General features: G+C 68.4%; 25 protein-coding genes and 1 tRNA gene. 20 read left to right on the forward strand and 6 right to left on the reverse strand.

All coding sequences use genetic code 11. From position 1 onward, the window contains the following. Positions 1-30: 30 nt before the first annotated feature. Together AC0KS4_RS02825 and AC0KS4_RS02830 are read right to left on the reverse strand one after the other, a co-directional pair. Positions 31-1,179 (reverse strand): acyl-CoA dehydrogenase family protein, encoded by a 1,149-nt coding sequence (locus AC0KS4_RS02825; protein ID WP_225328004.1) that lies wholly within the window; start codon positions 1,177-1,179, stop codon positions 31-33. Continuing rightward, positions 1,179-2,885 (reverse strand): acyclic terpene utilization AtuA family protein, encoded by a 1,707-nt coding sequence (locus tag AC0KS4_RS02830; RefSeq protein ID WP_238958253.1) that lies wholly within the window; start codon positions 2,883-2,885, stop codon positions 1,179-1,181. Before AC0KS4_RS02830 ends, AC0KS4_RS02825 begins: the two co-directional genes overlap by 1 nt. Before the next feature lie 270 nt (positions 2,886-3,155). Between AC0KS4_RS02830 and rpmF the strand changes: the two genes are divergently transcribed. The 6 genes from rpmF to AC0KS4_RS02860 all read left to right on the forward strand — a co-directional run bounded on the left by rpmF (position 3,156) and on the right by AC0KS4_RS02860 (position 8,528). Then, entirely contained in the window at positions 3,156-3,329 is a 174-nt protein-coding gene (gene rpmF, locus AC0KS4_RS02835) for a 50S ribosomal protein L32 (RefSeq protein WP_003872812.1), read from the forward strand. Positions 3,330-3,464: 135 nt separating this feature from the next. Next, positions 3,465-4,151: a two-component system response regulator MprA gene (gene mprA, locus AC0KS4_RS02840; RefSeq protein ID WP_225328006.1), complete on the forward strand. Its 687-nt coding sequence runs from the start codon at positions 3,465-3,467 to the stop codon at positions 4,149-4,151. Between the two features lie 16 nt (positions 4,152-4,167). After that, complete coding sequence (locus tag AC0KS4_RS02845) at positions 4,168-5,730, forward strand: HAMP domain-containing sensor histidine kinase (RefSeq protein WP_225328007.1); 1,563 nt, start codon at positions 4,168-4,170, stop codon at positions 5,728-5,730. 72 nt (positions 5,731-5,802) lie between these two features. Further along, complete coding sequence (locus AC0KS4_RS02850) at positions 5,803-7,248, forward strand: S1C family serine protease (RefSeq protein ID WP_225328008.1); 1,446 nt, start codon at positions 5,803-5,805, stop codon at positions 7,246-7,248. A gap of 59 nt (positions 7,249-7,307) precedes the next feature. Next, positions 7,308-7,805 carry a MogA/MoaB family molybdenum cofactor biosynthesis protein gene (locus AC0KS4_RS02855; RefSeq protein WP_225328009.1) on the forward strand — a complete coding sequence of 166 codons (498 nt, stop codon included), beginning with the start codon at positions 7,308-7,310 and terminating at the stop codon, positions 7,803-7,805. Positions 7,806-8,105: 300 nt separating this feature from the next. Next, the gene (locus AC0KS4_RS02860; protein ID WP_225328010.1) at positions 8,106-8,528 is read left to right on the forward strand and encodes a large conductance mechanosensitive channel protein MscL; all 423 of its coding nucleotides are present in this window, start codon (positions 8,106-8,108) and stop codon (positions 8,526-8,528) included. Between the two features lie 36 nt (positions 8,529-8,564). Here AC0KS4_RS02860 and AC0KS4_RS02865 read toward each other — a convergent pair whose 3' ends face one another. From AC0KS4_RS02865 to AC0KS4_RS02875, 3 genes are all read right to left on the reverse strand, one after another. Next, positions 8,565-9,248 carry an SAF domain-containing protein gene (locus AC0KS4_RS02865; RefSeq protein WP_225328011.1) on the reverse strand — a complete coding sequence of 228 codons (684 nt, stop codon included), beginning with the start codon at positions 9,246-9,248 and terminating at the stop codon, positions 8,565-8,567. 63 nt (positions 9,249-9,311) lie between these two features. Next, a complete protein-coding gene (locus AC0KS4_RS02870; protein WP_238958252.1) occupies positions 9,312-9,647 on the reverse strand; it encodes an FmdB family zinc ribbon protein in 336 nt (111 codons plus the stop codon). 88 nt (positions 9,648-9,735) lie between these two features. Next, positions 9,736-10,335: a 5-formyltetrahydrofolate cyclo-ligase gene (locus AC0KS4_RS02875; RefSeq protein ID WP_238958251.1), complete on the reverse strand. Its 600-nt coding sequence runs from the start codon at positions 10,333-10,335 to the stop codon at positions 9,736-9,738. Between the two features lie 76 nt (positions 10,336-10,411). Between AC0KS4_RS02875 and AC0KS4_RS02880 the strand changes: the two genes are divergently transcribed. The 5 genes from AC0KS4_RS02880 to AC0KS4_RS02900 all read left to right on the forward strand — a co-directional run bounded on the left by AC0KS4_RS02880 (position 10,412) and on the right by AC0KS4_RS02900 (position 14,736). Then, positions 10,412-11,323: a UTP--glucose-1-phosphate uridylyltransferase gene (locus AC0KS4_RS02880; protein ID WP_225328014.1), complete on the forward strand. Its 912-nt coding sequence runs from the start codon at positions 10,412-10,414 to the stop codon at positions 11,321-11,323. A 62-nt stretch (positions 11,324-11,385) separates the two neighbouring features. Then, positions 11,386-12,672, forward strand: a complete 1,287-nt coding sequence (gene glp, locus AC0KS4_RS02885; RefSeq protein ID WP_225328015.1) for a molybdotransferase-like divisome protein Glp — start codon at positions 11,386-11,388, stop codon at positions 12,670-12,672. 20 nt (positions 12,673-12,692) lie between these two features. Continuing rightward, positions 12,693-13,346 carry a GNAT family N-acetyltransferase gene (locus AC0KS4_RS02890; RefSeq protein WP_225328016.1) on the forward strand — a complete coding sequence of 218 codons (654 nt, stop codon included), beginning with the start codon at positions 12,693-12,695 and terminating at the stop codon, positions 13,344-13,346. A 202-nt stretch (positions 13,347-13,548) separates the two neighbouring features. After that, positions 13,549-14,613, forward strand: coding sequence for a divisome protein SepX/GlpR (sepX, locus tag AC0KS4_RS02895; protein WP_225328066.1), 1,065 nt, complete (start codon positions 13,549-13,551; stop codon positions 14,611-14,613). 50 nt (positions 14,614-14,663) lie between these two features. Next, positions 14,664-14,736, forward strand: a tRNA-Ala gene (locus AC0KS4_RS02900). Between the two features lie 115 nt (positions 14,737-14,851). On the opposite strand, the gene AC0KS4_RS02905 is transcribed toward AC0KS4_RS02900, so the two are convergent. Then, on the reverse strand, positions 14,852-15,334 hold the full coding sequence (locus AC0KS4_RS02905) for a MarR family winged helix-turn-helix transcriptional regulator (RefSeq protein WP_225328017.1): 483 nt from the start codon (positions 15,332-15,334) through the stop codon (positions 14,852-14,854). Between the two features lie 94 nt (positions 15,335-15,428). Here AC0KS4_RS02905 and AC0KS4_RS02910 point away from each other — a divergent pair, with 94 nt between their 5' ends. The 9 genes from AC0KS4_RS02910 to AC0KS4_RS02950 all read left to right on the forward strand — a co-directional run bounded on the left by AC0KS4_RS02910 (position 15,429) and on the right by AC0KS4_RS02950 (position 23,333). After that, positions 15,429-16,052, forward strand: coding sequence for an NADPH-dependent F420 reductase (locus tag AC0KS4_RS02910; protein WP_238958250.1), 624 nt, complete (start codon positions 15,429-15,431; stop codon positions 16,050-16,052). An 85-nt stretch (positions 16,053-16,137) separates the two neighbouring features. Next, positions 16,138-17,037 carry a TIGR03619 family F420-dependent LLM class oxidoreductase gene (locus AC0KS4_RS02915; RefSeq protein ID WP_238958249.1) on the forward strand — a complete coding sequence of 300 codons (900 nt, stop codon included), beginning with the start codon at positions 16,138-16,140 and terminating at the stop codon, positions 17,035-17,037. Between the two features lie 149 nt (positions 17,038-17,186). Then, entirely contained in the window at positions 17,187-18,320 is a 1,134-nt protein-coding gene (locus AC0KS4_RS02920; RefSeq protein ID WP_238958248.1) for a M42 family metallopeptidase, read from the forward strand. A gap of 145 nt (positions 18,321-18,465) precedes the next feature. Further along, complete coding sequence (locus AC0KS4_RS02925; protein ID WP_238958247.1) at positions 18,466-19,482, forward strand: GHMP family kinase ATP-binding protein; 1,017 nt, start codon at positions 18,466-18,468, stop codon at positions 19,480-19,482. Next, on the forward strand, positions 19,470-20,087 hold the full coding sequence (locus AC0KS4_RS02930) for a D-sedoheptulose-7-phosphate isomerase (RefSeq protein WP_238958246.1): 618 nt from the start codon (positions 19,470-19,472) through the stop codon (positions 20,085-20,087). The genes AC0KS4_RS02925 and AC0KS4_RS02930 overlap by 13 nt, the downstream gene beginning before the upstream one ends. A gap of 8 nt (positions 20,088-20,095) precedes the next feature. Continuing rightward, the gene (locus tag AC0KS4_RS02935; protein WP_238958245.1) at positions 20,096-20,638 is read left to right on the forward strand and encodes a D-glycero-alpha-D-manno-heptose-1,7-bisphosphate 7-phosphatase; all 543 of its coding nucleotides are present in this window, start codon (positions 20,096-20,098) and stop codon (positions 20,636-20,638) included. Positions 20,639-20,877: 239 nt separating this feature from the next. Further along, entirely contained in the window at positions 20,878-21,828 is a 951-nt protein-coding gene (locus tag AC0KS4_RS02940; RefSeq protein WP_238958393.1) for a GNAT family N-acetyltransferase, read from the forward strand. A 137-nt stretch (positions 21,829-21,965) separates the two neighbouring features. After that, positions 21,966-22,655 carry a DUF5642 family protein gene (locus AC0KS4_RS02945; protein WP_225328023.1) on the forward strand — a complete coding sequence of 230 codons (690 nt, stop codon included), beginning with the start codon at positions 21,966-21,968 and terminating at the stop codon, positions 22,653-22,655. 27 nt (positions 22,656-22,682) lie between these two features. Continuing rightward, the gene (locus AC0KS4_RS02950) at positions 22,683-23,333 is read left to right on the forward strand and encodes a DUF5642 family protein (protein WP_225328024.1); all 651 of its coding nucleotides are present in this window, start codon (positions 22,683-22,685) and stop codon (positions 23,331-23,333) included. Positions 23,334-23,338: the final 5 nt, after the last annotated feature.

Here is a 23,338-nt window from a genome sequence, read left to right on the forward strand (position 1 = left end):
GAGCGACGCGATGACAAGGACGCGGTGTGATCATGATTGGAATCCCAGGAGTTTGGCGGACAGTGCGGTCAGGATTTCGGTGGTGCCGCCGCCGATGCCCAGGATCCTCATATCCCGGTATTGGCGCTCGACCTCGGATTCGGCCATATAGCCCATCCCACCGAACAGCTGGACGGCCTGATTGGCGACCCATTCGCCCGCCTCGACGGCGGTGTTCTTGGCGAAACACACCTGCGGAATCAGATTCGTCTCGCCGGCGAGCTGGCGTTCCACCACGCTGCGCGAATAGACACGGGCAACGTCGATGCGGCGGGCCATCTCGGCCAGCGTGTTCTGCACCGACTGCCGCGAGATCAACGGGCGACCGAACGTCTCACGGTCGCGGCACCATTGCACCGTCAGGTCCAGGCAGCGCTGCGCGCTCGAATACGCTTGCGCGGCAAGGCCGATGCGCTCGGCGACGAAGGCCTGCGCGATCTGGGCGAAACCGCTGTTCTCGGCGCCGACCAGGTTCGCCACCGGCACCCGAACGTCGGTGTAGGAAAGCTCGGCGGTGTCCGAGGACCGCCAGCCCATCTTGTCCAGCTTGCGGGTCACCTCGAAGCCGGGAGTCCCCTTTTCGACGACCAGCAACGAAACCCCCGCCGCGCCAGGGCCTCCGGTGCGGGCCGCCGTGACCACGTAGTCGGCGCGCACGCCGGAGGTGATGTAGGTCTTGGCGCCGTTGACGATGTAGTGATCACCGTCGCGCTCAGCGGAGGTCCGCAGGTGCCCGACGTCGGAACCGCCGCCGGGCTCGGTGATGGCCAGCGAACCGATCTTCTCGCCGGCCAGCGTCGGGCGCACGAACTCCTCGATCAGCCGGGCATCGCCGGAGGCGATCATGTGCGGCACCGCGATGCCGCAGGTGAACAGCGATGCGAAGACGCCCCCGGGGGCTCCGGCCTGATGCATCTCTTCGCAGATGATCACCGCGTCGGCGCCGTCGCCGCCCCCGCCGCCGACCGATTCGGGGAAGCCCGCGCCCAGCAGCCCGGCGGCTCCCGCGCTGCGGTGCAATTCGCGCGGCAGCTCGCCGCTGCGCTCCCACTCGTCGACATGGGGCAAGATCTCACGTTCTGCGAAGGAGCGCACCGTCTTTCGCAGCTGTTCGCGCTCGGGCGTGGTCCAAAGGTTCATCACAACAGACTCTCCGGGATGTCGAGGTGCCGGCCGCGCAGCCATTCGCCCAACCCCTTGGCTTGAGGATCGAAGCGGGCCTGGTAGGCGACGCCCTGGCCGAGGATGCCGTCGATGACGAAGTTGACCGCCCGCAGATTCGGCAACACGTGGCGGGTGACATCGAAGTCCGCCGCTTCGGGCAGCAGCTCCTTGAGTCGTTCGACGGTCAACGTGTGGGCCAGCCATCGCCATTGCTCGTCGGTGCGCACCCAGACCCCGACGTTGGCGGAGCCGCCCTTGTCGCCGCTGCGGGCACCGGCGATGCGGCCCAGCGGCGCCCTGCGCACCGGGCCATCCGGAAGCGGCTCGGGCAGCGGCGGGGCATCGGCCGGAGCCAACACCAAAGTATCGGTGGCGCAGGGGATGTCGATGCGCGTCCCGTCGGCGTGCACCGCGACGTGCGGCACCTGGTCGGCGTCGACGTAGCCGGGGGTGAACACGCCGTAGACCTGGCCGTCGCCCGGCGGGGCGGTGACGTGGAAGCCCGGGTAGCTGGCGAGCGCCAATTCTACGGCGGCCGAGGAGAATTGGCGTCCGACGTTGGCGGGGTCGGGGTCGCGCACGACGCAGTGCAGCAGTGCGCTGGCGGCTTCTTCGGTGTCGGCGTCGGCGTGGTCGGTGCGGGCCAGGGTCCACTCGAGTTCGGCGGGCTTGACGGTGAGCGCGGCGTCGAGCTGCCGGCGCACCAACTCGGCCTTGGCCTCGATATCGAGGCCGGTGAGCACGAAGGTCATCGAATTGCGGAACCCGCCGATGCTGTTCAGCGACACCTTGTAGGTGGGTGGCGGGGCTTCGCCGCGCACGCCGCTGATGCGCACCCGGTCGGGGCCGTCGGACGCGAGCTCGACGGTGTCCATCCGGGCGGTGACATCGGGGTTGGCGTAGCGGGCCCCGGTGATCTCATAGAGCAGCTGGGCGGTGACTGTGTCGACGCTGACCAAACCGCCGGTGCCCGGGTGCTTGGTGATCACCGACGATCCGTCGGCGTAGACCTCGGCGAGGGGGAAGCCGGCGTGGGTCAGGTCGGCGATCTCGGTGAAGAACGAGTAGTTGCCGCCGGTGGCCTGGACCCCGCATTCGATGACGTGGCCGGCGACCACGGCGCCGGCGAGCCGGTCGTAGTCGCTGCGATCCCACCCGAAATGCGCGGCGGCCGCCCCGACGATCACCGAGGCGTCAGTGACCCGGCCGGTGACGACGACGTCGGCGCCGTCGCCCAGGCAGTCGACGATGCCCCACGCACCCAGGTAGGCGTTCGCGGTGAGCGGGCTGCCGAGCCCCAGCTCCGCGGCGCGCGGCAACAGATCGTCGCCTTCCACGTGGGCGATCCGGGCGTAGATGCCCAGACGCTCGGTCAGCGCGCGGATCGCGTCGGCCAGGCCGGCCGGATTGAGGCCGCCGGCGTTGGCGACGATGCGCACACCGCGGTCGCGGGCCTCGCCCAGGCAGTCTTCGAGCTGCGTCAGGAAGGTTTTGGCGTAGCCGCGCTCGGGGTGCTTCATCCGGTCCCGGCCCAGGATCAGCATGGTGAGTTCGGCCAGGTAGTCGCCGGTGAGGTAGTCGACCTCGCCGCCGGTGAGCATTTCGCGCATGGCCGACAGCCGGTCGCCGTAGAACCCGGAGCAGTTCGCGATCCGGACGGAAGCGCCGGAAGCAGAGGCCATGCCCGTCCTCCATTCAGGGATTCACCGGTGAGACCCAACCAACCAACCGGTAGGTTATCGGGTACCGCGGGTGTCACGTCAAGGATCCCACTTCGGGGCGGGTGCGCCAGGGCCGTGCCCGCACGGCGGTGCGCGAGCGCGCGGCGGCGTCCGTTTTGGCGACGAGCGGACCAGCGACTATCCTGATACGCGATCGTCGCCCGTTCGGCCCCCCGGCCACGCCGCGCGACATGCCGAACCGCAAGCCACATTGAGGAGTTAGGCCCGACCATGGCCGTACCCAAGCGCAGAATGTCGCGCGCGAACACCCGTAGCCGGCGCGCGCAGTGGAAGGCCGAGAAGACCGAACTCGTCGGTGTCACGGTCGCAGGTCAGCGGCACAAGGTGCCGCGCAGGCTGCTCAAGGCCGCGCGCCTCGGTCTGATCGACCTCGACCGCCGCTGACCTGATGGCGGCGGCCCGCTGCGCCCGGCTTCGCCGCGCTTGCGACCACCGCTGACCTGATGGCGGCAGCCCGCTGAATGCCTCACCGGCGCGCCTCTCAGGTCAGTCTCAGGCGGTGGGACGAAACTAGGGGCCGTGCGAATACTGGTCGTCGACGACGATCGCGCCGTGCGCGAGTCGCTGCGTAGGTCGTTGTCCTTCAATGGCTACTCGGTCGAGTTGGCCCATGACGGGGTCGAAGCTCTCGAACTGATCGCCAGCGATCGGCCCGACGCACTCGTCCTGGATGTGATGATGCCGCGGTTGGATGGCCTGGAGGTGTGCCGCCAGCTCCGCAGCACCGGCGACGACTTGCCGATCCTGGTGCTCACCGCCCGCGATTCGGTCTCCGAGCGCGTCGCCGGGCTGGACGCCGGCGCCGACGACTATCTGCCGAAGCCGTTCGCTCTGGAAGAACTGTTGGCCCGGATGCGCGCGTTGCTGCGCCGGACCAAGCCGGAGGACGACGCCGAATCGGTGGCGATGAAGTTCTCCGACCTCACCCTGGACCCGGTGACCCGCGAGGTCGCCCGCGGGGAGCGCCGGATCAGCCTGACGCGCACCGAATTCGCGTTGCTCGAAATGCTGATCGCCAATCCGCGCCGCGTGCTCACCCGCAGCCGCATCCTCGAGGAGGTTTGGGGATTCGACTTCCCCACCTCGGGCAACGCGCTGGAGGTCTACGTGGGCTATCTGCGCCGCAAAACCGAGGCCGACGGTGAGCCCCGGCTGATCCACACGGTGCGCGGGGTGGGTTACGTCCTTCGGGAGACGCCACCGTGACGACGCAATCCCCACGATGATCAAGTTCCCCCGGCCTCAGCGCCCACCCATGCGCCCACCGCTGCGCGCCACCCCGTCGCTGTCGTTGCGGTGGCGGGTCATGCTGCTGGCGATGTCGATGGTCGCCATGGTCGTGGTGCTGATGGCGTTCGCCGTCTACGCCGTGATCTCGGCCGCGCTGTACAGCGACATCGACAATCAACTGCAATCTCGGGCGCAGCTGCTGATCGCCAGCGGTTCACTCGCCGCGGACCCCGGCAAAGCCATTGAAGGCACCGCCTATTCGGACGTCAACGCGATCCTGGTGAACCCGGGCCATGCGATCTACACCGCCCAGCAACCGGGTCAGACCCTGCCGGTCGGCGCGCCGGAGAAGGCGGTCATCCACGGCGACCTGTTCATGTCGCGGCGTACCGCCGGCGATCAGCGCATCCTCGCCGTCCACCTGCAGAACGGCACCTCGTTGCTGATCTCCAAGAGCCTCAAGCCGACCGAGGCGGTGATGAACAAACTGCGCTGGGTGCTGCTGATCGTCGGCGGCGTCGGGGTGGCGGTCGCCGCGGTGGCGGGCGGCATGGTCACCCGGGCCGGCCTGCGCCCGGTGGGCCGCCTGACCGAGGCAGCCGAACGCGTGGCGCGCACCGATGACCTGCGACCCATCCCGGTGTTCGGCAGCGACGAATTGGCCCGGCTCACCGAGTCGTTCAACCTGATGCTGCGCGCGCTGGCCGAGTCGCGGGAGCGCCAGGCGCGGCTGGTCACCGACGCCGGACATGAACTGCGCACCCCGCTGACGTCGCTGCGGACCAACGTCGAGTTGCTGATGGCGTCGATGGAACCGGGAGCGCCGCGGCTGCCCGAACAAGAGATGGTCGACCTGCGCGCCGACGTGCTCGCGCAGATCGAGGAATTGTCAACGCTGGTAGGCGATTTGGTGGACCTCACCCGCGACGACGCCGGCCAGGTGGTGCACGAGCCGGTCGACATGTCCGATGTGGTCGACCGCAGCCTGGAGCGAGTCAGGCGGCGCCGCAACGACATTCACTTCGACGTCGACGTGACGCCGTGGCAGATGTACGGCGACGCCGCCGGGTTATCGCGTGCGGTGCTGAACCTGTTGGACAACGCGGCCAAGTGGAGCCCGCCCGGTGGCCATGTCGGCGTCACCATGCGACAACTCGACCCGTCGCACGCGGAGCTGGTGGTCGCCGACCACGGCCCCGGCATTCCACCGCAAGAGCGGCGACTGGTGTTCGAACGCTTCTATCGCTCGACGTCGGCGCGCGCCATGCCCGGCTCCGGGCTCGGGCTGGCGATCGTCAAGAAGGTCGTGCTCAACCATGGCGGACTGCTGCGCGTCGAGGACACCGTCCCGGGCGGCCAGCCCCCGGGTACCTCCTTCTATGTGCTGTTGCCGGGGCGGCCGCTGCCACCCACGACATACTCCGCATCCGAGCCGGAAGCCGGCCAGGTAGACGCAGCGTCCGACGCAGGTGTGCCGGTGGCCGGCGACGAGGCGAACTCTCGGGAATCGGCGAACGTTATCTCAGTGGACTCTCAGTCCGCGCGGGCAAGGTAGGTCTGCGGCTACTGTTAAACCCAGCCGTCGACTTGCCGAAACATTGAGATAGAGGAAGAGCGACTTAGCGACATGACGAATGACCCGAGGTATTCGCCACCGCCGCAGCAGCCGGGATACCCTCCCGCGCCGAATCAGACTGCGTCCGTCCCGAGCCATGCGGGGTCCTCAGGCTATGCCCAGGGGCAACAGCAGCCGTACAACCAGCAGTTTGACTGGCGTTATCGGTCGCACCCGTCGCAGACGACCCAGTTCCGTCCGCCCTATGACCCGTATGGCAACACCGGCCCCGGCCGGATCCCCGGCACGGGCCAGATTCCCGGCATGCTGCCCGGAATGCCGGCCGCGCCGGAACCGCGAAAGCGTTCTCGCGCAGGGCTTTTGACGGTCGGGGCGTTGGCCATCGCGGTGGTGTCGGCCGGTATCGGCGGCGCGGCGGCAACGGCCATCGAGCTTGGCGACCACGCGTCGGGCAACGGCGGCGGGCGCATCGTGGGTGCGGCGCCCAGCGTCCCGGCCGCGAACATGCCACCGGGCAGCGTCGAACAGGTGGCCACCAAGGTCGTGCCCAGCGTCGTGATGCTCGAGACCGACATCGGGAGACAGTCCGAAGAAGGCTCCGGCATCGTCCTGTCGACCGACGGGCTGATTCTGACCAACAACCACGTGGTCGCCGCCGCGGCGGGACCGCCCAAGGCTCCCGCGGGGCCTCCCGGGGCCCCGCTGCCTCCCGGTGGGCCCGGCGGCCCGACGCCGAAAACCACGGTGACCTTCTCTGACGGTCGCACCGCCCCGTTCACGGTGGTCGGCACCGACCCCACCAGCGACATCGCCGTGATTCGCGTGCAGGGCATGTCCGGGCTCACGCCCATCTCGCTGGGCTCCTCGTCGGACCTACACGTCGGTCAGCCGGTGGTGGCGATCGGGTCGCCGCTGGGCCTGTCGGGCACGGTGACCACCGGGATCGTCAGCGCGCTGAACCGGCCGGTGTCCACGACCGGTGAGTCGGGCAACCAGAACACCGTGCTGGACGCGATCCAGACCGATGCCGCGATCAACCCCGGTAACTCCGGCGGCGCGTTGGTCAACATGAGCGGCCAGCTGGTCGGCGTCAACTCGGCCATCGCCACGCTGGGCGGTGAGTCGCCGGACGCCCAGAGCGGCTCGATCGGCCTGGGCTTCGCGATACCGGTCGATCAGGCCAAGCGCATCGCCGACGAGCTGATCGCCACGGGCAAGGCGTCGCACGCCTCGCTCGGCGTCCAGGTGACCAGCGACAAGGGCACCCCGGGCGCCAAAGTCGTCGACGTCGTCGCGGGCGGCGCGGCCGCGGCCGCGGGAGTGCCGAAGAACGTGGTCGTCACCAAGGTCGACGACCGCCCGATCAACAGCGCCGACGCGCTGGTGGCCGCGGTGCGGTCCAGGGCGCCCGGCGACAAGATCTCGCTGACGTTCTCCGACCCCGCCGGCGGCGGCAGCCGGACTTTGCCGGTGACTCTCGGGAAGGCGGACCAGTAGTGAGAGTGGACGAACCCTCGGCGACCGGGCTGTCGGACCTCGGATATACGGTTGCACCCATGGAAACGGGGGCGGAGTTGGTAGTTGGCCGGGCTCTGGTCGTGGTGGTCGACGATCGCACCGCGCACGGTGACGAGGACCATAGCGGCCCGTTGGTCACCGAGCTGCTGACCGAGGCGGGTTTCGTCGTCGACGGCGTGGTCGCGGTCTCCGCCGACGAGGTCGAGATCCGCAATGCCCTGAACACCGCCGTGATCGGCGGGGTGGACCTGGTCGTCTCGGTCGGCGGGACGGGTGTCACCCCTCGCGACGTCACCCCGGAGGCCACCCGCGAGATCCTGGATCGCGAAATCCTTGGTATCGCAGAGGCCATCCGCGGCTCGGGGCTGTCCGCGGGCATCATCGATGCCGGTTTGTCCCGCGGTCTGGCCGGGGTCTCCGGCAGTACGTTGGTGGTCAACCTGGCCGGCTCCCGCTATGCGGTGCGCGACGGAATGGCGACGCTGAATCCGTTGGCGGCCCAGATCATTGGGCAGCTGTCGAGCCTCGAGATCTGATTCGCGGTCCTGGGGTTCGGCGGTGACAAGACCTTCCGGTGTCGAGGCCGAATTGGTTTCACGAACCCAGGAGTCAACGGACGGGCTCGATTCCGACGCGTACGAGCACGAGCAGTGGTTGCGGGAGAACGTGCCCCCACACCACCGTTGAGCAGCGGCTCCCAGGTAAAGACATCACGACGCGGTCAACCTTTGGTGACTAATCGTTCGGGAAATGTGTGATAGCGCACAACCTGGCATAGCGTTTTCTCCGGGCGGCAGCGCGCTGCCCTGATTGTTGGCGCTACGGGAGGTGTGCGCATGATAAAGGGATTCAAGAGTTTCGTGATGCGCGGTGACGTGATCACCGTGGCCATCGGTCTGGTCGTAGCCTTGGCCTTCTCCAACCTCGTCAAGGCCTTCACCGACAGCGTGATCAACCCGCTGGTCGCCGCCGTGCAGCCCGGTACGAAACTCGGATTGGGTTGGCAGCTCGGCGATGCGGGCAACAAGGCGACCTTCCTCGACATCGGATCGTTCATCTCGGCGATCATCTACTTCGTCGTCTTCATGACGGCCGTGTACTTCATGATCGTGGTGCCGTACAAGCACATCCAGGCCCGCCGCGGCGTCACCGTGTTCGGGGAGGAGCCGGCCACCAAGGCATGCGCGGAGTGCAAGTCCGACATCCCGGAGGCCGCGCGCAAGTGCAAATACTGTGCCAGCCTCCAGACGGCCGCCTGATCCAGCGAATACGGATGCGAGGGTGGGGCGACGCGCTCAGTGCAGGGTGAGCGTGACCGATTGACCCAGCGCCGAGCCCGCCACCGTGTTGGCCACACGGGCCGGCAACGCAACCAACACCACGCGGTCGCCATCGGCGGCCTGGAGTTTTTCCTTGGCCGACACGAGGACAACGACGGCGTCGGTGGCCACCACCTTGGGGGCGGCGTGGGCGGTTTCCGGCCCGCCCGTCGCCGCCGGTGCGGCCAGCACATCGACGACGTCCCCGACCCGGACCAGGTCGATCAAGGCACCGTCCGACAGATGCAGCGGCACGATGCGGGCCCCCGGTCCCGCCTTCGCCCCGAGCGCGGCATCGGCCAGCCGGCTGCCCAGTAGCCGGACGTCGGTGAGCACCTCGCCGCGCCTGGCCGGGCCGGCCAGCGTCGAACCCACCACCGCGCCCACGTCGGCGCGTGCCCCGTCGGGAACCGTTGCAGCCAAACGCTTTTCGAGTCGAACGTCGGTGGCGGTCAACGCGGCGCCGGGCCGCAGGTCGTGATCGGCGACCACCACCTGCGCGTAGTCACCGGCGGGATTGGAACGCAGAGTCGCGATTCCGGCCAGCACGACCAGCACGCCCGCCGCGACACGGCGCGCCAGCACGGTGCGCGTCCAGTCCGGTCGCAACCACAGCGACAGCCGGCTCAATACGCTTGGGTTCAGCGATGATTCGCCCACGCCGCAACGGTAGGCGCAACGCGGCGCGCGGGTCGCCGGTCAGCAACGCCCGTGTGGATAACCTCAGCTGGTGGCGGCGGCGGTGGACGCTGTGGAGGTGCTGCTCGACTTCTCGCTCGAGCTGGACTTGTCACTGGAACTGGACTTGTCGCTGGAACCCGAGCTCGATCCCGAGTCGCTCGACGACGAGCCATTGGTGGAGGCCGCCGACTTCTTGCCGGACTCGCGGCTGTCGGTGCGGTAGAACCCGCTGCCCTTGAACACCACTCCGACGGAGTTGAAGCGCTTGCGCAGCCGACCGGAGCAGCGTTTGCACGTGGTCAGCGCATCGTCGGTGAAGGCCTGCACGATGTCGAAGCGATCGTCGCACTCGGTGCACTGATAGCTGTAAGTCGGCACGAAAACCTCCGGATGATTGCAAACCTGGCTAGCACTCTAGCGTCTCAAGTGCTAGAACCGCCACGTGACATGTCTCATTCCCGACGTGTCAGCGCGAATCGAGGGCGATCAGTCCTCGCTGCGGAGTGAGCGCATGGGTCATGGGGACGTCGTGCGGACCGGCCGGGATCTCGTCGAGAAGTTCCGCGTCGCGGACGAGCGCGACCAGCGGCGCCCGGGGGTCGCGGCCGCCCAGCGAGCGGTCGTAGAAGCCCCGGCCCCGGCCCAACCGCACCCCGCCGCGGTCGACGGCCAGCGCCGGCACCAGCACCAGGGCGGCCTCCGCCAGGGCCGATGCCGGCAGCCACGGCTGCGGCGGCTCGAGCAATCCCCACCGTCCGGTGGTCAGGGTGCCGGGCCGGTATTCACCCCAGGACAACGGCAAGGGCGTGTTGTCGGCGGTGGTACGCGCGACCGGCAGCAGCACCCGCCCGGCGCGCCGCAGCAACATGTCCAGCAGCTCGATCGACCCCGGCTCGGTGCCCACAGGCACGTAGGCACAGACCGTGCTGTCGCCGCTCACAATGCTTTCCGAGGCTTCCAGCCTCTGCCGCAGCAAGTCCGCCTCGGCGGCCCTAACGTCGTCGGCAACGCGGCGCCGGGCCGCGAGTAGCTGTTCGCGCAACGCGGCCTTGCCCGTGGTTGCCATGCGACAACCATGACAGCCAGGACTTTGCCCGCGCCACATCGACTCGGCAAAGAGGATGCGGGTTATCGTGTGAACGATGTCATGCCCAAACGTGGTGGTGCCACGCACGGCTGTTGTGCCCGCCGCCGGTCTCGGTACCCGCTTCTTGCCGGCGACCAAAACGGTCCCCAAGGAACTGCTGCCGGTCGTCGATACCCCGGGCATAGAGCTGGTCGCCGCCGAGGCGGCCGAAGCCGGCGCCGAACGCCTGGTGATCATCACCTCCGAGGGCAAGGACGGTGTCGTCGCGCATTTCGTCGAAGACCTGGTGCTGGAAAGCACGCTGGAGGAGCGCGGCAAAACCGCGATGCTCGACAAGGTCCGCCGCGCCTCGCGACTGATCAAGGTCGAGTCCGTTGTGCAGAGCGAACCGCTGGGGCTGGGCCACGCGATCGGGTGCGTGGAATCGCGGCTGTCCGACGACGAGGACGCGATCGCGGTGCTGCTGCCCGACGACCTGGTCCTGCCGACTGGCGTGCTGGGGACGATGTCGAAGGTGCGGGCCCACCACGGCGGCACCGTGTTGTGCGCCATCGAGGTCACCCCCGAAGAGATCAGCGCCTACGGGGTTTTCGACGTCGAGCCCGTGCCCGACGACGACAACCCCGACGTGCTCCGGGTCAAGAGCATGGTCGAGAAGCCGAAGGCCGAGGACGCGCCGTCGCTGTTCGCCGCGGCGGGCCGATACGTGCTCGACCGCGCCATCTTTGACGCGCTGCGCCGCACCGAGCGCGGGGCCGGCGGCGAAGTGCAACTCACCGACGGGATCGCGCTGCTGATCTCGGAGGGCCACCCGGTGCATGTGGTCGTGCACCGCGGATCTCGACACGACTTGGGAAATCCTGGCGGCTACCTCAAGGCTGCGGTTGACTTTGCATTGGATCGTGACGACTACGGCCCGGAATTGCGGCAATGGTTGGTGGCGCGATTGGGCCTGGCCGAGCAGTAGCCCGGCGGTAACCCGGCCGGCGGGCCGCCGCCTGTCAGGCATTGAGGGCAGAGAGGCGCGCTGTGCGTTCTGTGGAAGAGCAGCAGGCCCGGATCACGGCTGCCGCGGTGGCCCCGCGGCCCATACGTGTGGCGATCGCCGAGGCGCAGGGACTGATGTGCGCCGAGGAGGTGGTGACCGAACGCCCGATGCCCGGTTTCGATCAGGCCGCGATCGACGGCTATGCGGTGCGCAGCGTCGACGTCCTCGGCGTCGGCGAGGTCGGCAACGACAGTCTCCCCGAGCCGCTCGACGACTCACCCGAGAACGACGCGCGCGACGGGTTGGTGCTGCCGGTGATGGGAACCGTCGAGGCCGGTTCGCGCACGCCCAGCCGCTTGCAGCCACGCCAGGCCGTCCGCGTGCAAACCGGAGCCCCGCTGCCCACGCTGTCCGACGCGGTCCTGCCGATGCGGTGGACCGACGGCGGAACGTCGCGCGTGCGGATCTACCGGGGAGCGCCGTCGGGTGCCTATGTGCGGCGCGCCGGCGACGACGTCCAACCCGGTGACGTCGCGGTGCGCGCCGGAACGGTCATCGGCGCTGCCCAGGTCGGGCTGCTCGCCGCGGTCGGTCGCGAACGCGTGCTGGTCCATCCGCGGCCGCGGGTCACGATCATGGCGCTGGGCGGCGAACTGGTCGACATCTCGCGCACCCCGGGAAACGGGCAGGTCTACGACGTCAACTCCTATGCGCTGGCGGCGGCGGCCCGCGATGCCGGCGCCGAGGTCAACCGCGTCGGCATCGTCGGCGGCGGCCCCAGGGAGCTCCGCGACATCGTCGAGGGCCAGATCAATCGCGCCGAGGTCATCGTCGTCGCCGGCGCGGTCGGGGGCGCCGCGGCCGAAGCGGTGCGCTCGGTGCTCTCCGAGCTCGGCGAGCTCGAGGTCGTCCGGGTCGCGATGCATCCCGGCTCCGTTCAGGGCTTCGGGCAGCTGGGCCGCGAGGGCGTTCCGACGTTTTTGTTGCCGGCCAACCCGGTGAGCGCGTTGGTGGTCTTCGAGGTGATGGTCCGCCCGCTGATCCGGCTGTCGCTGGGCAAGCGCCAGCCGATGCGCCGCATCGTGCAGGCTCGCACACTGTCGCCGATCACGTCGGTGGCCGGGCGCAAGGGTTACCTGCGCGGCCAGCTGATGCGCGACCAGGAGAGCGGGGAATATCTGGTGCAGGCACTCGGCGGAGCCCCGGGCGCGTCGCACCTGCTGGCCACCCTCGCCGAAGCCAACTGTCTGGTGGTGGTGCCCACCGGCGCCGAGCAGATTCGCACCGGCGAGATCGTCGACGTCGCTTTCCTGGCCCAGCGCGGCTGAGCGGAACGACTGCGTCCACGGTGAACCTGTTGCGCTCCACTTCTCGTCATCCGGGCTGGCCCATGAGCGTTGGGCCGCTGCGGGTTCCGGCCGGCGTGGTCCGGCTGCGAGCGGTGCGGCTGCGCGACGGCGCACAGTGGAGCCGGATCCGGCTGGCCGATCGTGCGCACCTGGAACCGTGGGAGCCCAGCGCCGAGGGCGACTGGACGGCCCGGCATGCCGTGGCCGCGTGGCCGGCGCTGTGTTCCGGCCTGCGGGCGGAGGCACGCCAGGGCCGGATGCTGCCCTACGTCATCGAGCTCGACGGCCGGTTCTGCGGCCAGCTGACCGTCGGCAACGTCACGCACGGCGCGCTGCGCTCGGCATGGATCGGCTACTGGGTGCCGCGGTCGGCCACCGGCGGCGGAGTGGCGACCGCGGCCTTGGCCCTCGGCCTCGATCACTGCTTCGGACCGGTGATGTTGCACCGGGTGGAGGCGACCGTGCGCCCGGAAAATGCCGCGAGCCGGGCCGTGCTGGCGAAGGTGGGGTTTCGCCAGGAGGGCGTGTTGCAGCGCTACCTCGAAGTCGACAAGGCGTGGCGCGATCACCTGCTGATGGCCATCACCGTCGAAGAGGTCACCGGGTCGGTGGCATCGGCGCTGGTCCGCGCCGGTAACGCGAGCTGGGTATGACCGCCGCCGATTAAATAGGCGCCGCGGTGGCGCGCCGGGGGAGATGCAATCCTTACCAGTTTGGGACTAGCGCGACACGAGTGACTCATGGTGCTTGTGAGAGGCAAATTACAGGTGTGTAATTGTCCTGGTCGTCATGACCCGGCCGCGGTGGCCACCGATGGGCTTCGCGGGGGACGAGAACCAAAGAGAGCAGGTCGTCATGCCAAGCATCCCGCAGTCGTTGTTGTGGATATCGCTCGTGGTGCTGTGGCTGTTCGTCTTGGTGCCGATGCTGGTCAGCAAACGAGACGCGGTGCGCCGCACCAGCGACGTGGCGCTGGCGACCCGAGTCCTCAACGGCGGGGCCAACTCCCGGCTGGTCAAGCGCAGCGGTCCGGCCGCCGGCCACCGCAGCGACCCCGACTGGCAGCCGCCGGAAGACTCGGCCGACACCGACCTCGACGACGAGCACGACCTCTCCGAGAACGAAGACCGCGACCGGGAACCGGACGACGACGCCGACACCGACGAGCTGAGCCGCCGGCGCCCGGTGGTGATGAAGATGGCCATGACCGAGCCCGCCGAGGCGGACGAGCCCGACTACCTCGACGTCGATGTCGTCGAGGATTCGGCGGCACTTCCGGTGGGGGCCAGCGCTTCCGCGGGCGAGGACTCCGATGAAGAACCCGCCGAGGCCGCCGAGGATGACGACGCCGACACCGAGGCTGTCGCCAAGCACGACGACGACCGCTACGAGTACGTCGAGGACTCCTCCGGATTGGAACCTGCCGCCGACAGCGACGACGCCGACGAGGAGGCGCCGGCGCCGATCCCGCGCAACGCCGCGCGGCGGCGCCGCTTCGACGCCAAGACCGCCGCCGCGGTCAGTGCCCGCAAGTACGCCTTCCGCAAGAAGGTCTTGATGGCGATGGCGTTCGTCCTGGTCGGCTCGGCCACCGCGGCGTTCAAGATCTCGCCGAGCGCCTGGTGGGTGTGCGGCAGCGCGATCGGCATCACCCTGCTGTACCTGGGTTATCTGCGGCGCCAGACGCGCATCGAGGAGAAGGTGCGCCGCCGCCGGATGCAGCGGATGGCGCGGGCGCGCCTCGGCGTCGAGAACGCCTACGACCGCGACTACGACGTGGTCCCCTCCCGCCTGCGCCGCCCGGGCGCGGTGGTGCTGGAGATCGACGACGAGGACCCGGTCTTCGAGCACCTGGACTACGCGATGGCGATGCGGACCTACGGTTGGCCCCGGGACTTGCCGCGCGCTGTCGGCGAATAGCGCTGGCGTTTCGGCCGTGGGTGCCGCGGCTGGTAGCCTGCTAGCGGTCAGGGGCTATGGCGCAGTTGGTAGCGCGACTCGTTCGCATCGAGTAGGTCAGGGGTTCGATTCCCCTTAGCTCCACAAAGTTTGAGCAGATCGGGGCGCATTTCCCGGTTTATTCGCATTCACCGAGCGATGCCCGGCGCGCAGCGGCCGCCGGACTCGGTAACCGCCCACCCGTAACGCTGCATCTCACCTATGAGGGCTCGTCTTCCGCGGGGGAGCCGCCGTCTGTGGCCAGGTGGTGCAGGACTCGTTCGTTGAGGGCGGCGAGCATGTCGAGCTCAGCCGGCGTCAGCAATCCGATGAAGTTCCGGCGGACGTCCTCGACGTGCTTGGGTGCCGCCTTCTCGATCGCGGCGCGGCCGGCCGGCAGCAGGCAGACCATGGTGCTCCGGGCGTCGTCGGGGTTCGGCTCGCGGCAGATCAGCCCGCCCTTCTCCATGCGTCGCACCTGGTGGGAGACACGGCTTTTCTCCCAGCCCAGTGCGTTGCACAGGGCGCGGGCAGGCATGCGGTCCCGTTCGTGCTCCGAGAGCACCGCCAGGATCTGGTAGTCGGCCCCCGACAGGCCCAATTCCTGCAGACCCCGGTTCAGGTGCACGTCGAGCTGATGATGCGCGTGCTGAAAGGCCCGCCAGGCGCGGTCTTCACGAGGGTCCAGCCAATTCGGTTCCATCAGCCCCAATGCTACCCCAATTGGTTGACGCATCACCAAAACTAGTTAAGGTAGACACATCAACCTTTTCTTCGATAATCAGGATGGACACCTTATGAGCAGCATCAGCATCATCGGCACCGGGAACATGGCCCGCGCCATCGGCGCGCTGGCATTAGCAGGCGGCAACACCGTCGAGATCACCGGCCGCGACAAGTCCAAGGCCGCTGACCTGGCCAAGGCCCTCGGCGGCGGAGCCACGACGGGAGAGTTCGGCGCCGTCCCGGCCGGCGACATCGTCATCGTGGCCCTGTTGTACGCCAATGTCGTTCCGGTCGTCGCCCAGTACGGAGAAGCCCTCGCGGGCAAGGTCATCGTCGACATCAGTAACCCCTTCAACGCCGCGGCGGACGGGCTGGCCATCCCCGATGACACCTCGATCGCGCAGGAAGTTGCCAAGGCCGCCCCGGCCAGCGCCAGCGTGGTGAAGGCGTTCAACACCATCTTCGGTGTCGTCCTGACCCAGGGCCGGCCGCTCGACGTCTTCATCGCCGGCGACGACGCGCGCGCCAAGGCGGGCGTTGCGGAGTTCGTCGGGAGCCTCGGGCTGCGCCCGCTGGACGTCGGCGAGTTGCACATGGCGCATTGGCTGGAAGGAACGGGCCTGGTCGTGATGGGCCTCGCCCGCCACGGGGTAGGGAATTTCGACTTCGCCCTCGGCGCCGCCGTTACCGCCTGAGCCGCACCGCCCGGTCCAAGCCGTGAACGGACCGGGGCGCCGTGCGCCCAAAATAATGGTTGATGGATCATCGAAAGGATTCGCGATGAAGCTAGGTTTCGCACTTCCCATAGTCGGGTCCGCCGTGAGCGGCGCCGCTGGTCTGAGCGCGTTCTGCCGCGGACTCGAGGACCTCGGCTACGACACGCTGTGGGTCGGCGATCGCCTGCTCACGCCGGTTGATATGCACAGCACCTATCCGGGCAAAGAGCAGCCGTACCCGCCGCAGATGACCCGGTACCTCGATCCGGTGTTGCTGTGGACGGTGGCCGCGGCGGCGACCAGTCGGGTGCGGCTGAACTCCAGCACGCTCAGCACGTTCTACTACGAGCCGGTGCACCTGGCTCGACTGCTGACCACGCTCGACGTGCTCAGCGACGGCCGCGTTGACGTTGGCGTGGGAGTCGGGTGGATGAAGGACGAACACGACATCGCCCGCGGCGCGGACTGGCGCCGGCGTGGGCGGATGCTCGATGACCTGCTGGCGTTTCTGCACGAGTGGTGGACGACCACCCCGGTGTCCTGGGACAGCGAGTTTTTCTCGCTACCGCCGGTCCATGCCGACCTGCGCCCGGTCCAGGCCGGCGGTCCGCCCATCTGGATCGGCGGTGCCAGCGAGGCCGCGATGCGCCGGGTCGGCCGCAGCGGCACCGGCTGGCTCGGGGTCGAGGGGCTGCAGGACGAGGTCACCGACCACCTGTGGTCGATTGCGCGCGGTGCGGCGCAGGACGCCGGCCGCGACCCGGACGCGTTGAAGACGGCCATGCGGATCAACCTCGAACCGGGCACGTCCGTTGACGCTGTCGCCGACAGGCTCGAAGGCCTCGCCAAGTCGGGTGCTGACGAGGCGGTCGTGGATGCTTTCGCCATGTTCCCCACCCTTGAGGAGTTGCTTGACTTCGCCGGTCAGGTAATCGCCCGATGGGGTGACGCAGGGAAGGCCTGACGGCAAATAGCGGTGAACACGGGCGGATGCAACGTGTTCGCCGAAGAACTCGGCATCGGCGCTCGCCTGACGGCGGTTTCGCATCACCCGCGATAGCCGCCGGCTATCGCGGGTACTGATCCTCTGAACCCAATGACGGAGAGGATCTCATGGCGCACCCCGACCGCGACTCAACCGACGAGTTGCTTCAAGAACTCCTGTGGACCTACGGGCCGTGCGGTCAGGAGGACGAGGTGCGCGCGGTCATCGCCCGCGAGCTGCAACCCCTCGTCGACGACATGTGGACCGACGACGCCGGAAACCTGATCGGATACATCGCCGCCAGCGCGTCGGCCGGCGACGCCGGGGCTCCCGACCACCGCCAGCGGACCGAGGCCATCCCGGGCACCGCGACCCGGGTGATGGCGCACATGGACGAGCTGTCGATGATCGTCAAGCGCGTGGAATCCGACGGCACACTGCATTTGACGCAGCTGGGCACGATGTACCCGGGCAACTTCGGACTCGGCCCGGTCGCGGTGCTCGGCGACAACGAAACCCTCACCGCCGTACTGGCTCTCGGCTCCGAGCACACCACGCAGGAAAGCTCGCGGATCTGGGAGACCAAGCCCGACAAGGGCGACCGCGCGCTGGACTGGCATCACGTGTACGTGTTCACCGGCCGCAGCACCGAGGAGTTGGCCGAGGCGGGAGTGCACGCCGGCACCCGCGTGTGCGTTGACCGCAGCAAGCGATCCGTGGTCGAGATCGGAGACTACGTCGGCGCCTACTTCCTGGACGACCGCGCCGCGGTGACCGCGCTGCTGAACGCCGCCCGCCTGTTGCGCGAGCGCGACCAACGCCCCGCCGACGACGTCTACCTGGTCTTCACCACCAGCGAGGAGATCGGCGGGGTGGGGGGCACCTACGCCAGCGCCACCCTGCCCGGCCACCTCACGCTCGCCCTGGAAGTCGGCCCCACCGAAGTCGAATACAACACCACCGTCACCGGCGGCCCGATCATCGGCTACAGCGATGCGTTGTGCATTTACGACAAGGAGGTCGCCGACCGGCTGCTGAAAATCGCCACCGACCACGGCATGTCCCCACAGCCGGCCGCGCTGGGCGCATTCGAATCCGACGCGTCGCACGCCAAGGCCACCGGGCAGGCCGCGCGCGCCGGCCTGCTGTGCCTACCCACGCTGAGCACTCACGGCTATGAGGTCATCGCGCGCAGTGCGATCGACGACATGGCCGCCGTCGTCGTCGATTTCGTGCTGCAACCCAGTCAGCAGATCGCCTGAACCGGGCCGGGGCAGTCGGGCGAAAACCCGATAATCGTGCTGGTCAGCCTGTTAGTCTGGCGGCGCTTCCGGACGCAGAACGATGGGGTTGGCACGTGGCACGCGTGGTCTCGCAGCTGAGCGATCCGCTCGACAGAGAATCCCCATGACACGTCCACGAATCCGCGCACGCGCGCCGCTGCGGATCTCGTTCGCCGGCGGCGGCACCGACGTGCCGCCGTTTCCGACGACCGAAGGCGGTTGCGTGCTGTCGGCAACCATCGACCGCTACGCCCAGGGATCGCTCGCCCCGCGCACCGATCGCCGGGTCAGCATCGAGTCGGTGGACTTCAAGACCACGCACGAAATGACGCTCGACAGCGAAATTCTCTACGACGGCAGCCTCGATCTGATCAAGGCCGCGGTGCGCAGATTCGGCCGTGACGGCACGGACGGCTACGACCTGGTACTGCGTTCCAGCGCCCCGCCGGGCTCCGGGCTGGGCTCGTCGTCGACGATGATGGTGGCACTCACCGGCCTGCTCGCCGAGCACTACCGGGTGCCCATGGGCGAATACGAGACGGCCCAGCTGGCGTGCGCCATCGAACGCGACGACCTGGGCATCGCGGGCGGGATGCAGGACATGTACGCCGCGACCTTCGGTGGGTTCAACTTCATCGAGTTCACCGACCGGGTGATCGTCAATCCGCTGCGGATCCGCGACGAGACGGCCTTCGAACTCGAGCTCAGCCTGCTGCTGTGCTACACGGGCATCACGCGGGACTCCGCGCGGGTGATCGAGGACCAAACCCGGCGCGCCACAACGGGTTCGGACGACACCCTGGCGGGGCTGCGGGCCCAGAAGGATTTGGCGGTCGCGATGAAGGCGGCGCTGCTGACGGGCAAGCTGAACGATTTCGGTGCTCTGCTCGGCGAGGCGTGGAGCCACAAGAAACGCATGTCGCCCTACATCACCAACGAGCGCATCGACGATCTCTACGAGCTGGCCCTGAAAAACGGTGCGCTGGGCGGCAAGCTCACCGGGGCCGGCGGCGGGGGATACATCCTGCTGTTCTGTGACTTCGCCAAAAAGCACCGTCTCATCGAAGCGCTCGAGGGCGCCGGGGCCGGCATCACCGAATTCGCCTTCGAGAGCAAGGGTTTGACCACATGGCTGGCATGACCGGGTCGGACCTCGTCGCGCCGAGCGTGCAGCTGGTGCAGCAGCGCTTGGCCGAGACCATCGCGGTCAAGCAGCAGATGCAGCAGGGCGATGTCGCCGCGCAGACCGTCGAGGTCGCGCGAGCGATCATCGGCTCGCTGCGCGCCGGGGGAAAGGTGATCTTCTTCGGCAACGGAGGATCCGCGCAAGACGCCGGGCACCTGGCGGCAGAACTCATGGGCCGCTTTGCCTTTGACCGCCCGGGCCTGGCCGCGATCAGCCTGCCCGATGCCACCGCCGCGATCACGGCGATCGGCAACGACTACTCCTACGACGAGGTGTTCGCCCGCCAGGTCCTCGCCACCGGGCGCCCCGGGGACGTCGTCGTCGGGCTGACCACGTCGGGCAACTCTCCCAACGTCGTTCGCGCGCTCGAGGTCGCCCGCCAGGCGGGGATGACGACCGTCACCCTCACCGGCGCAAGCGGCGGCAAAGTCGCCGACGTCGCCGAATTGTGCATCCGGGTTCCCAGCGAGGACACCGCGCGGATTCAGGAGGCTTGCCTGCACCTGGGCCACTCGATTTGCGAAATGGTCGAAGCGGCACTGTTTCCCGGACCCTCCTGACATCGACGATGGCCGCACCCGACCTGCGCAACGTGCGCACCGTCTTCTTGGACCGGGACGGCACCATCAACGTCAAGGCCGCCGAGGGCGAGTACATCCGATCACCGGCCGAGTTGGTGCTGTTGCCGGGGGCGGCCACGGCGCTGGCCGCGCTGAACGCCGCGGGGCTGCGGACCGTGCTGGTGACCAACCAGCGGTGGCTCTCCGAACCCGCCTCCGATCCAACGCATTTCGCCGATGTGCAGCAGCGCTTGCAAGAACTGCTCGCGGATCAAGGCGCCCGGATCGATGCCGCCTACCATTGCCCGCACGCGGCGAACAGTTGCGACTGCCGCAAGCCCGGCACCGGCATGCTGTTACGCGCCGCGGCCGAGCACGCCATCGACCTGACCGCGTCGGTGATGATCGGCGACAGCGACATGGACATGAGGGCGGGCAGGGCGGCGGGAACGGCGACCATCCTGCTTCGCTGCGGCGGCGAGACGTCTCCCGACGCCGACATCGTGGTCGACGACCTCGCCGCCGCCGTCGGGCTGATCTTGGACGCCTAACCGGCGCTTTAGTTCGATCATGAACACGCCGCGGATCCTTGCCGCGGCCGCAACCTGCTCATAACCTGGCAACATCCGAGCGTGTCCAGGAGTCTCGGGCCTGGCGCACCAGACGACGGCAAGCAGGCGGGACAGGTCATGGCACCATCGCGACGCGCAGAGCGGTGTCGCGATGCTGCGGGCGGCGGTCCGTAGCGGTGGCCGGACTGACCGGCGCCCGGGTGGACGAACTGGCGACGATGGACATCTTCAAGGGATGTCCCGCCGGAGACCTTGCGCCGCTGGCGGGCCGCCTACAGCCCCTGCGCGCCGCGGCCGGCGAGGTGCTGATGCGGCAGGGGGAGCAAGCCGTCTCGTTCCTGCTGATCTCCTCGGGCACCGCCGAGATCAAACACGTCGGCGACGACGGCGTGGTGATCGTCGAGCATGCGTCCCCGGGCATGATCGTCGGCGAGATCGCCCTGCTGCGCGACATCCCCCGCACCGCGACGGTGACCGCCGCCGAACCGCTGACCGGCTGGGTCGGTGACACCAGGTCCTTCGCCAGCATGGTGCACATCCCGGGCATCACGCCCCGACTGCTGCGCACCGTGCGCCAGCGGCTCGCCGCGTTTATCACGCCGATCCCGATCCGAGTTCGTGACGGCACGCTCCTGTTGCTGCGCCCGGTGCTCCCCGGCGACAGCGAGCGCACCGTGCACGGACACATCTACTTCTCCGGCGACACGCTGTATCGGCGCTTCATGACCCCGCGTCTTCCCACCCCGGCGCTGATGCACTACCTGTCGGAGGTCGACTACGTCGATCACTTCGTGTGGGTGGTCACCGACGGCAGCGACCCGGTGGCCGACGCGCGCTTCGTGCGCGACGAAAACGACCCGACGGTCGCCGAGATCGCCTTCACCGTCGCCGATGCCTATCAGGGTCGCGGCATCGGCACCTATTTGATCAGCGCACTGTCGATCGCCGCCGATGTTGACGGCATCGAAAGGTTTTCCGCGCGAATGCTTTCCGATAATGGTCCGATGCGCGCGATCATGGACCGCTACGGCGCCGTCTGGCAGCGCGAAGACATCGGCGTGGTCACCACCGTGATCGACGTGCCGCACCCGCGTCACCTGCCGTTCAGCCAGGACGAGGCCGAGCAGATCAAGCGCGTGGCCCGGCAGGTGATCGAGGCGGTCGGCTGAGACCGGCGCACGCGTAGTGCTCTATCCGCGGTCGGTCTCCGGACCATGAGGTGGCTTCCGAATCACGGAAGTTATCGAACGGCCCGGCACTGGCGTGGGGGAGACGCCATGGCGGTGTCGTGTGCTATCAACTCCTCATGCGGGCGTTCGGGATTGGCCCGGTGGTGACTACCGCGTTCACGTTGGCGGTCGCCGGGTGCGCTCATCAACCCGCGCCCAAACCGCCGGCCGTTCCGGCGAAATCGCCGCCGAGCAACGCCGCCGCCGTCAACCCCGCCAACATCAAACGGATCGTTCGCGACCTGCCGCCCGGTTACGAGGTGAGCACCGGAATCCCCAGCGGCGCCTCGCCGAGGGTGCTCTGGAGCCTCGGCGACGGCCTACACTCCAAGCCTGCCAAATGTGGGGCGCTGGCCGACCCCGGGAACGGGCGCGACCAATCGGCGCAGGGCGTGTCGGGCTCGGGGAGCGGCGGCATCGTCAACGCGGTGGTGGTGGCTTTGCCGGGGCCGGTGGATTTTCCGGAGGACCTGGTCACCGCGTGTGCCCAATGGTCGGAGACCGCCGGGAACACCGTGGTGCATGTCCACCTCACCGACGCGCCGTCCATCGAGGGCGTCCCAACCGTCGGCATGGTCGCCGATGTCAAGTCATCGGTCGAGTCGGGCACCGAAATAGATTCTCGCGTCTTCACATTCACCGCGTATCTGGGCAACTTCTACGCGTTCACCACGCTGACCACCGACCCAGGTTCAGCGCTTCCGGTACTGCCACCGCAATTCGCCGCGGATCTGCTCGCCAAAACCGTGTCCACGTTGCGCAGCTGAACTCCCCGCTTGGGTAGATTGGCCACGATGTCCAAGATGTTGCTCGCGGTCGCGGCCGTCGGCGTCCTGGCCGGCTGCTCATCGGCCACCCACGCGGCGAAGGTCGACATCAGCAAGGTCGTCGACGTGAAGTCCAGCTTCGGGCCCGATTTCAAGGTCAGCGACATCAGCGAACGGGGAATCGATCCCAAGCTGCTGGCCGGCCGGAAGCTGCCCGACGGGTTGACATTCGATCCCGCGAACTGCGCGAAAGTGGCGGCGGGGCCGGACATGCCGGCGGACCTGCAGGGCAACATGTCCGCGGTCACCGCCGAGGGCCACGGCAACCGGTTCGTGGTGATCGCGCTGGAGACCTCAAAAGCCTTGCCCGTCAACGATCCCGGAAAGGACTGCGCCAAGGTGACCTTCGCCGGCCCGCAGATGCGCGGCGGCGTCCAGGTGGTCGAGGCGCCGCAGATCGACAGCACCCGCACGCTGGGCGTGCATCGCGTCATGCAGGCGCTGACACCCGGGGGTCCACGCACCGGCGAGCTGTACGACTATTCGGCCTCATTCGGCGACTACCAGGTGATCGTCATCGCCAACCCGCTGGTGATTCCCGATCAGCCCGTCGCCCCGGTCGACACCCAACGCGCCCGCGACCTGCTCGTCAAAGCTGTCGCGGCGGTGCGCACCTGACGGCG

It is taken from the genome of Mycobacterium sp. NTMscope_MAC_12 (assembly GCF_976985675.1).

Coding starts and splice junctions, on each gene's coding strand:
- AC0KS4_RS02850 (WP_225328008.1), top strand. CDS start 5,803: ATGACGAATGACCCGAGGTATTCGCCACCGCCGCAGCAGCCGGGATAC.
- AC0KS4_RS02855 (WP_225328009.1), top strand. CDS start 7,308: ATGGAAACGGGGGCGGAGTTGGTAGTTGGCCGGGCTCTGGTCGTGGTG.
- AC0KS4_RS02825 (WP_225328004.1), bottom strand. CDS start 1,179: ATGAACCTTTGGACCACGCCCGAGCGCGAACAGCTGCGAAAGACGGTG.
- AC0KS4_RS02880 (WP_225328014.1), top strand. CDS start 10,412: ATGTCATGCCCAAACGTGGTGGTGCCACGCACGGCTGTTGTGCCCGCC.
- rpmF (WP_003872812.1), top strand. CDS start 3,156: ATGGCCGTACCCAAGCGCAGAATGTCGCGCGCGAACACCCGTAGCCGG.
- AC0KS4_RS02905 (WP_225328017.1), bottom strand. CDS start 15,334: ATGGAACCGAATTGGCTGGACCCTCGTGAAGACCGCGCCTGGCGGGCC.
- AC0KS4_RS02910 (WP_238958250.1), top strand. CDS start 15,429: ATGAGCAGCATCAGCATCATCGGCACCGGGAACATGGCCCGCGCCATC.
- AC0KS4_RS02915 (WP_238958249.1), top strand. CDS start 16,138: ATGAAGCTAGGTTTCGCACTTCCCATAGTCGGGTCCGCCGTGAGCGGC.
- AC0KS4_RS02920 (WP_238958248.1), top strand. CDS start 17,187: ATGGCGCACCCCGACCGCGACTCAACCGACGAGTTGCTTCAAGAACTC.
- AC0KS4_RS02930 (WP_238958246.1), top strand. CDS start 19,470: ATGGCTGGCATGACCGGGTCGGACCTCGTCGCGCCGAGCGTGCAGCTG.
- AC0KS4_RS02935 (WP_238958245.1), top strand. CDS start 20,096: ATGGCCGCACCCGACCTGCGCAACGTGCGCACCGTCTTCTTGGACCGG.
- AC0KS4_RS02950 (WP_225328024.1), top strand. CDS start 22,683: ATGTCCAAGATGTTGCTCGCGGTCGCGGCCGTCGGCGTCCTGGCCGGC.
- AC0KS4_RS02945 (WP_225328023.1), top strand. CDS start 21,966: ATGCGGGCGTTCGGGATTGGCCCGGTGGTGACTACCGCGTTCACGTTG.
- AC0KS4_RS02845 (WP_225328007.1), top strand. CDS start 4,168: ATGATCAAGTTCCCCCGGCCTCAGCGCCCACCCATGCGCCCACCGCTG.
- AC0KS4_RS02925 (WP_238958247.1), top strand. CDS start 18,466: ATGACACGTCCACGAATCCGCGCACGCGCGCCGCTGCGGATCTCGTTC.
- AC0KS4_RS02940 (WP_238958393.1), top strand. CDS start 20,878: ATGGACATCTTCAAGGGATGTCCCGCCGGAGACCTTGCGCCGCTGGCG.
- AC0KS4_RS02830 (WP_238958253.1), bottom strand. CDS start 2,885: ATGGCCTCTGCTTCCGGCGCTTCCGTCCGGATCGCGAACTGCTCCGGG.
- AC0KS4_RS02860 (WP_225328010.1), top strand. CDS start 8,106: ATGATAAAGGGATTCAAGAGTTTCGTGATGCGCGGTGACGTGATCACC.
- sepX (WP_225328066.1), top strand. CDS start 13,549: ATGCCAAGCATCCCGCAGTCGTTGTTGTGGATATCGCTCGTGGTGCTG.
- AC0KS4_RS02875 (WP_238958251.1), bottom strand. CDS start 10,335: ATGGCAACCACGGGCAAGGCCGCGTTGCGCGAACAGCTACTCGCGGCC.